Below are 7,826 nucleotides of genomic sequence, written 5' to 3' on the forward strand. Positions count from 1 at the left end.
CGTTGAACCACCCGCCCTTCCTTTACGTGTGGAGGGCGTGACACCACCTAATGGGCTTCCGCACGCCCTGAGACGCTCCCGCACCGCTTCCCTCGGCCTCGCACAGCTGGCCGTGCTCGCCGCCGTCGTCACCGGAGGGCCTCCGGTGCTGGGAAGCCTGCCCCCGGCGGCCGCGGCCTCCATCCCCGCCCAGAACCAGGAGCAGGGGCGGGAGGTCAAGGTCGCCATCGTCCGTGCACCCGGCCAGAACGGCGGCGCCCCGGACTCCCTCGGTCAGGTCGCCGAACGCACCCTCGGCGACCCCGGCCGGGCGCAGGAGATCTTCGACCTCAACGCGGGCCGCCGCCAGTCCGACGGGTCGGCGCTGACCGACCCGGCGGCCCTTGAGGCCGGCTGGATCCTCATCCTGCCCGATGACGCGCAGGGCCCCGACGTCCGCTCAGCGCTGCTGGACGAGCCCGCCGACGCCGCCAACGGGTCCGGCGGCGAAGCCGACCCCGGAAACGCGTCCAATCAGCCCGGCGGCGAAGCGGAGCAGGCGGCGGGGGACGCTGCGGACGATGGAGCATCCAACGCCCTCGTCGACCGCCTCCGGTGGCCGATCGTGCTCGCCGTCCTGGGTGGCCTTGGGGTGGCGGTACTGACGACGGCGATCGTGCTGCGCCGCCGGATCCGGCTGCGTCTGCGCCGGCTTCGTGCCCTGATCCGGGCGGCACGCGCCTGGGTCGTGGCCGGCTGGCGACGCCGGGCCTCGCTGCGCCGCCGCTCCGAGCTGGTCGCCCTCTGGCAGGAGGACGCAGCCGCCGGTGCCGCCGCGGCGGCTGCCTTCCGCAGCTCCACCTCCCTTCCCCCGGCGGTGGCGGTCAGCGTGCGCGCCGGGGGAGCCGAGGTGCTCGGACACCCCGGGGACTCTCCTGAGGATCCACTGCCGGGGCACCCCGGCACCCGGCCCCTTCCGGCCGCCGCCGGACCGGGCTCACCCGCCGTCGCCCGCGTCGGCGGGGACCCCGCCGAGCAGGTCTTCCTCGACTTCGCCCGGTGCCGGGGAGCCCTGGGCATCGAGGGGGACCCCGCGCTCGCCCTCGACATCGCCCGGTCCGTCGTGACCCAGCTCAGCCTGGCCGCGCCGCAGCTCGTTCTCCTGTCCCTTGGCCCCTCCGAACTTCCCCGCTCGGCGTCCGTGGCCACCGTTGAGGACCTCGATCGGTTCGGGCTCCTCCCGCCGCCGGTTCCCAGCCCCAGGCAGGCCGGCCTCATCACCAGCACCTCGATCCTCCAGCAGCTGACGGGTGTGCTGCTGATCCAGCCGGGCCGGTCACAGCAGGAACTCGACGACGTCGTGGCCCGCTGCTCGGCGCCGGGCAGCGGCTGGATTGCGGTGTACCCGGGATCCCTGCGCGGGGCCCACTGGCGGTGGACCGTCTCCCGGGACGGCATGCTCACCGTTCCCATCCTCGGCCGGACGCTGACGGCCACCGGCCTGTGAGCCGCTTCACACCTCAAATCGGCTGGGCGTTGAACCCGCCCCGCACCGCCCCCGTGTACTAGGTGATCAACACCAGCCGGAACCCCGGCCCAACCGAAGGAGAAACCAATGCCCAAGTTCGACGTCGACAGCGAGGCCACCGAAAGCACCTCCAGCGAAATGATGAACCACTTCGCCGAGCTGCAGGCCAAGCTCACGGTGGTGCGCAGCAAGATCGACGGTCTGCTGGCCGAGGGCTACCGGACCCCCGCGGCCCAGCAGCGCTTCCAGCCGTTCTTCGAGGAGTTTGCCCGGGGCTTCGACCAGGTCAACCAGAGCCTCGAAGGCATTGGCCAGTACGTCCGCAACGTAGGCCAGGCCTTCAACGAGACCGACAACCAGCTGGGTGCAACGCTCAGCCGCTGACCGGCCTCCCCGATCCCGACCCGCCCCGACAGAGGAACTCCATGCGCTTCGCCGTCACCGCCTTCCAGCCGTCCTCGGTTGTCCCCATCCCGCTTGAGGTGGACGCCGATCCGACGACACCGGTGGGAAGCCTCGCAGCGGCGATTGCCGAGGAGCTTGGAGGCCCTTCCGAGGGACCACTCTTCGCGGGCGGGTCGGTGCTCGATCCCTTCCAGACACTGGCCGGGGCCGGAATCCACGACGGCATCACCCTCGGCCTTGGGGGCCCCGGGCCCGACGAGGTCACCTCGCCCGGCCTCGTCGAAGTCCGGATCGTCGGCGGGCAGGACGCCGGGGTGACCTACCGGCTCGCGGCCGGCCACTACGACGTGGGCTCCGGGCAGCACTGCCTCATCCGGACTCCGGGAGGCAGCGACATCACGGCCTCCATCACCGTCCAGGCCTCCGGCGCTACCCGGGTGTCGGCACGCACCACCGGCGTCGACATTTCGGGAGATCCGCTGGCACCCGGTGCCGAGGCGGCATGGGACCAGGGCACCCTGCTCTCCATCGACGGGTTGCTGCTCGACGTCGCTTCCCGGACACTGCGCGTCGCCTCGGTCAGCGTGGCCGACGACGGCCTGGGGCGCGAGTTCAACCGGCCGCCGCGGCTGCGGCACACGCCGCCGGCCACCCGGTTCCGGCTTCCCCGCAAGCCCGGGGAACCGCCCCGCAACGCGATCCCGCTGCTGCCCCTGGTGCTGATCCCGATTGTGGCCTCGCTGCTGACGGTGGTCATCACCGGTAACTGGCGGTTCATCCTCTTCGGCCTGCTGTCCCCGGTCGCCGCCCTGCTGAGCCGCAGCGGCAACCGCAAGAGCCAGCTGCAGGACCACGAGCGGCGGGTCACCGACTACCGGGAGACCACCGAACGGATCGGTGAGGACATTTCCGCGGCGGTGCTCCTGGAACAGCGCATCCTCCGCTCGGTGCACCCCGACCCCGCGGCGCTGCTGGCCATGGCGGCGACGCCCACCGACCGGCTCTGGGAGCGGCGGCGCTCCGACATCGACTTCCTCGTCCTGCGGGCCGGAACCGGAAGCGTGCCCTCGAGCATCCTTGTCGAGGACGCCAACGAGGACGAGCACCGGAGGGCGACCTCGCCCCGACTGGCCGAGGTGCCGGTGACGGTGGACCTGCAGGCGGCCGGTGTCACCGGGATCGCCGGCGGACCCGGCCCGGCATGCTGGCTCGTGGCCGAGGCCTCGGTCCTTCACAGCCCCAACGACCTCGACCTCTACATCCTGACGGGCGGCAAGCCCGATTCCGCATCCGCGTGGGACTGGAGCCGCTGGCTGCCGCACGTGCGGCGCGAGGGACAGCCCGGAGCCTTCCACCTCGGAACCACCGCCGACTCCACCGCCCGGCGGGTGGCCGAACTCGTTCAGCTCGTCGAGGCCCGCCAGGCCGCCCGGACCGGCGCGCAGGACCCCTCGGTCGACGAAAACCGGATCCTTGTCGTGCTCGACGGGGCCCGGCGCCTGCGCTTCCTTCCCGGTATCGTCACCCTGCTCCGCGAGGGCCCGGGCGTCGGAGTCTTCTTCATCTGCATCGACCGAGAGGCGGAGCGGCTGCCCGAGGAGTGCTCGGTCGTTCTATCGGTGGGCGAGGACGGCCGCGGCGAGGTGCTCGGCGCGGATGGAACCGCCCAGCAGATCCGCGCCGACGCGCCCCGCCCCGCCTGGTATGAGACGGTGGCACGCAGCCTGGCGCCCCTGCGCGCCGTCGGCGACAGCGACGGCACCGTGCTGCCCAAGGCCGTCCGGCTCGTCGACCTCCTTGGCCTGTCAGACTCAGTCGCCGACGAGGTGGCCGGACGGTGGCTGCTCTCGGCCCGGAGCACCCAGGCCCGGCTCGGGGTAGGGCTCGACGGCGCCTTCGTCGTCGACCTCGAACGGGACGGCCCCCACGGCCTCGTGGCCGGGACGACGGGCTCCGGCAAGTCCGAACTGCTCCAGAGCCTCGTTGCATCGCTCGCCGTGGCGAACCGGCCTGACGAGATGAACTTCGTCCTGGTCGATTACAAGGGCGGCAGTGCCTTCGCCGAATGCGCCGACCTGCCGCACACCGTCGGCATGGTCACCGACCTCGACACGCACCTCGTCGAGCGGGCCCTGACCTCCCTCAACTCGGAGCTGCGCCGGCGCGAACATCTGCTGGCCGACGCCGGCGCCAAGGACCTCCCGGACTACCTCGACCGGCGCAGCCTCGACCCATCACTTCCCGCCCTGCCGCGCCTGGTCATCGTGATCGACGAATTCGCATCAATGGTCCGCGAGCTCCCCGACTTCGTCAGCGGCATGGTCAACCTCGCCCAGCGGGGCCGGTCCCTCGGGCTTCACCTCATCCTGGCGACCCAGCGCCCCTCCGGGGCGGTCTCGGCCGACATCCGCGCCAACACGACGCTGCGCATCGCCCTGCGCACCACCGACGCCTCGGAAAGCCGCGACATCATCGACGCCCCGGACAGTGCGACCCTCTCGCCGTCCACGCCGGGACGGGCCTTCGCCCGGATGAGCGCCTCGGTCCTCCTGCCGTTCCAGGCCGCACGGGTGGGCGGACGCCGGGCATCGGCACGACCGGCCGGCGCTGCCGCGGTGGCGGCCGCCGCCGTCGGAAGGGTTCCCTGGGCCGAGCTGGGCGACGGCGTTCCTCCGCTTGCTCCGCCCACCCCGGGTGCCGGCCACCCCGGGGCGCACCCGGGCACCCCGGGGACGGGCGGTGCAGACGGCGGCGCTGATCCGTCGTCGGCCGGTGGACTCACCACCGACATGGCGTTCCTCGCCGCGGCGCTCACGCGGGCCGCCGATCAGCTGGGGATCGCCCCGCCGTCCCGGCCGTGGCTGCCGCCCCTTCCCCAGCGGATCGAGCTGGCAGCTGACACTGCGGTTACGCAAGCAGAGGCGCGACGCACCGATGCCTCCCTCGCCCCGGCCGCCTGGGGTCTAATCGACGACCCGCAGCTCCAGCAGCAGCTGCCGCTGCAGTTCGACCTCGACACGATGGGGCACTTCCACCTGATCGGCGCGCCGCAGAGCGGACGCTCCCAGGCGCTTCGGACGCTCGCCGCGGCCATCGCCACGGCCGTGAGCACGAAGGACGCCCACCTTTACGGCATCGACTGCGGGACCGGCGCGCTCAACGCGCTCGCGGACCTGCCGCACGTCGGGGCGGTGATCGACCACCGCTCCCCGGAGCGGCTCGGACGCCTGATCACGCGGCTGACCGCGGAACTCCACTCCCGCCAGCGGATGCTGGGCGCCCGCGGCGTCTCCGACCTCCACGAACTCCGGAGCCAGCTGCCCGAGGAGGAGCGGCCGCCCCACCTCGTCGTCCTGGTCGACCGGTTCGAAGTGTTTGACCGCGAATACGCCAACTATGACAACGGGTCGCTCCTTGAGCGCCTCACCACCATCCTGCGTGACGGAGCCACCGTCGGGCTGCACCTCATCCTCGCCGGCGACCGTTCGCTTGCCTCAAGCCGCTATGCCGGCACCACCGAGGACAAACTCGTCCTCCGGCTCAACGACTCCGCCGACTGGTCGATGGTGGGAATCCGCCCGAAGGCCGTGCCCGAGAACATGCCGCCGGGCCGCGCACTGCGCCCGAGGGACGGGGTCGAGGTCCAGATCGGCGTCCTCCCGGCGCTCCAGGGCGCCGACGAGGTCAGCGGCGCCGCCCAGGCACTGGCCCTCGAGCAGCTGGCCTCCCGCCTGCGGGAACGCGACCGGAACGTCCCGGACGGGATGCGCCCGCGTCCGCTTCGAGCCCTGCCCGACCGCATCAGCTACGCGGAGGCTGGTGCCCAGGCCGACGCGGCCCTGCCGGCCGATCGGATCCTGGTCGGCCTGGGCGGTGACGACCTGGTCCCGCTCGGTCCCGACCTCAGCGACACGTCCACCTTCCTGGTTGCCGGGCCGCCCAAGAGCGGCCGCAGCACGGTGCTGCTCACCATGGCCCTGGAGGCGCTGCGTCGCGGCGACGGCATCGTGGTCATCGCGCCGCGGCGCAGCCCGCTGCGCGCCCTCGATGGGCATCCGGGCGTGGCCGCGGTGCTCGTCGACCCGGAAACCTCGTCCGCCGACCTCCGGCAGGCCCTGTCACGGGTTCCCCAGGAGCGCGGGATGCTCATCATCGACGACGCCGAAATGGTGCTGGCCAACGACTTCTCCGCTGATGTCCAGGCCCTGGCGGGCGGCGCCGCAGGGGAGGGCTGGGCGGTCCTCGCAGGAGGAAACGCCGAAGCTCTCGGCAACGCGATCGGGGGATGGGTTGCCCTCGCCCGGCGGAACAGGCAGGGGCTGCTCCTGGCCCCGCAGTCGATCGCCGACGGCGAACTGATCGGCGTCCGGCTCGGCCGCGGCGTCGTGGGCACCCCGACGACCTCCGGGCGGGGCCTCCTCCACCTCGGCGACGGGCAGCTCATCGCCGTGCAGGTTCCCGAAACCAATGCACCAGCTCTTCCCGAACCGATTCCAGCTTTTCCGCCTGCCGGCCCGGCCGGTACTACAAGAGAGGACACGTAGATGCCACGCCGTCATGTCAACAGCTTCGAGGTACTGGGCCTCGACGCCGACCCCACCCCCGGGGACCCTGAGGCCCTGCTGGGGAAGCTCGTCCCCACGTACACCAGCCTCGGCGACGACGCCGCCGCTGCAGCCGACGTCCTCACCAGCCAGGAAGTGACAGAGGGGCGCGGAGAGGCGATGGAAAAGCTTCGGGAGGTGGTCGGCACGAAGTATCCGGAGAAGCTGCGCAAGGCCGCGACGTCCTTCCGCGAGGCGGCGGAGGCCTACTCGGCCTACGCCCGGACGCTCTCCGAGACCCAGAGCGAGATCGACCGCGCCATGGACCAGGCGCTGCCCGTCGCGACCCTCGCGGCCGAAGCTCCGCCGCAGCCCGCCTCGGACGCCAGCGCCGACGACCGCCGAGCCGCCCAGCAGCGCGGGGCGCAGATCGACGACGCACGCGGCGTGCTCACCGGAGCCCGGAGGCTGGCCGCCGACGCCAAGGCGCTGCGCGAGCAGGCCGCCGGAAAGCTGAGCGACGAGCTCGAGCACGTCACCGTGGTGCCCGCGCGCAGCCTGTTCCAGAAATTCCTCGAATGGTTCAAGAACAACCCCGTACTCCAGATCATCCTGGGCATCGTGGTCGGCATCGTCAGCATCTTCTTCCCCATCGTCGGCTTCGCACTGGGGGCGCTCACCTTCGGGCTTCTCACAGCGTTCAATACCCTGGCCACGGGCAAGCTCGACGTCGGCGCGCTCGTCGTCGGATTCCTGACCCTCGGTTTCGGCGGAGGCATGGCCGCCATCCGCCTGATCCCCTCGATAGGGGCCAAGGTGGGCCGTGCGACCTCCAGTGCAGGCCGGTTCCTGACGTCGCTGCCCGGTCCCATCGGGCCCGGCCTCCGCTCGACCGGTGACTTTATCCGCAACTCGCCGATCCTCAAGAAGGCGCTGCTGGGATCCACCGAAGGTTTCGTGCCGGGAGCGGTGATCAACTCGATCGGCGGTGCCATCAATGCCAAGAACGGCACACCGTTCAACGCTGCAGTGATTTTCACCGGTGCGCTCGCCGGCGGCTTTGCCGGAGGCGCCGGCGGGGCGCTCGCCACCCGCTTCGGCCCGGGGCTCAACTCGGCCTTCGGTAAGACGGGCGCGTCCGCTCCGCCTGCGACGAGGAGTGCGCCGCCCGTGAACCCGGCGCCCGCACCGGCGCCCGTACCGGCCCCTGCACCGGCCCCGGCTCCTGTCGCCCCTCCGGCGCCCTCCCGGCCCGCCACGCCGGACGTGCAGCCGGCACCGGGAACGCCCGCCCCGTCGCGTCCTGCCTCGCCGGCGCCCTCCACGCAGTCGGAGTTTGAGACAGCGCCGTCGACTCCCGTGACCGGCAG

General features: G+C 72.2%; 3 protein-coding genes and 1 pseudogene. All 4 read left to right on the forward strand.

Annotation, left to right across the window (positions count from 1 at the left end; translation table 11 throughout):
- The first annotated feature begins 37 nt into the window (after positions 1-37).
- A complete protein-coding gene (locus I6N91_RS12745) occupies positions 38-1,486 on the forward strand; it encodes a hypothetical protein (protein ID WP_198813100.1) in 1,449 nt (482 codons plus the stop codon).
- Between the two features lie 108 nt (positions 1,487-1,594).
- Positions 1,595-1,891, forward strand: coding sequence for a WXG100 family type VII secretion target (locus I6N91_RS12750; RefSeq protein ID WP_133404328.1), 297 nt, complete (start codon positions 1,595-1,597; stop codon positions 1,889-1,891).
- Positions 1,892-1,932: 41 nt separating this feature from the next.
- The gene (locus tag I6N91_RS12755) at positions 1,933-6,456 is read left to right on the forward strand and encodes an FtsK/SpoIIIE domain-containing protein (protein WP_198813102.1); all 4,524 of its coding nucleotides are present in this window, start codon (positions 1,933-1,935) and stop codon (positions 6,454-6,456) included.
- A pseudogene (locus tag I6N91_RS17370) lies at positions 6,457-7,826 on the forward strand (hypothetical protein); the annotation flags it as partial.

It is taken from the genome of Arthrobacter sp. MSA 4-2 (assembly GCF_016405885.1).
Classification (GTDB): Bacteria; Actinomycetota; Actinomycetes; order Actinomycetales; family Micrococcaceae; genus Arthrobacter_D.

Excerpts from the sequence above, each read along its gene's own strand:
- I6N91_RS12755 (WP_198813102.1), top strand. The coding sequence starts at position 1,933 with ATGCGCTTCGCCGTCACCGCCTTCCAGCCGTCCTCGGTTGTCCCCATC.
- I6N91_RS12750 (WP_133404328.1), top strand. The coding sequence starts at position 1,595 with ATGCCCAAGTTCGACGTCGACAGCGAGGCCACCGAAAGCACCTCCAGC.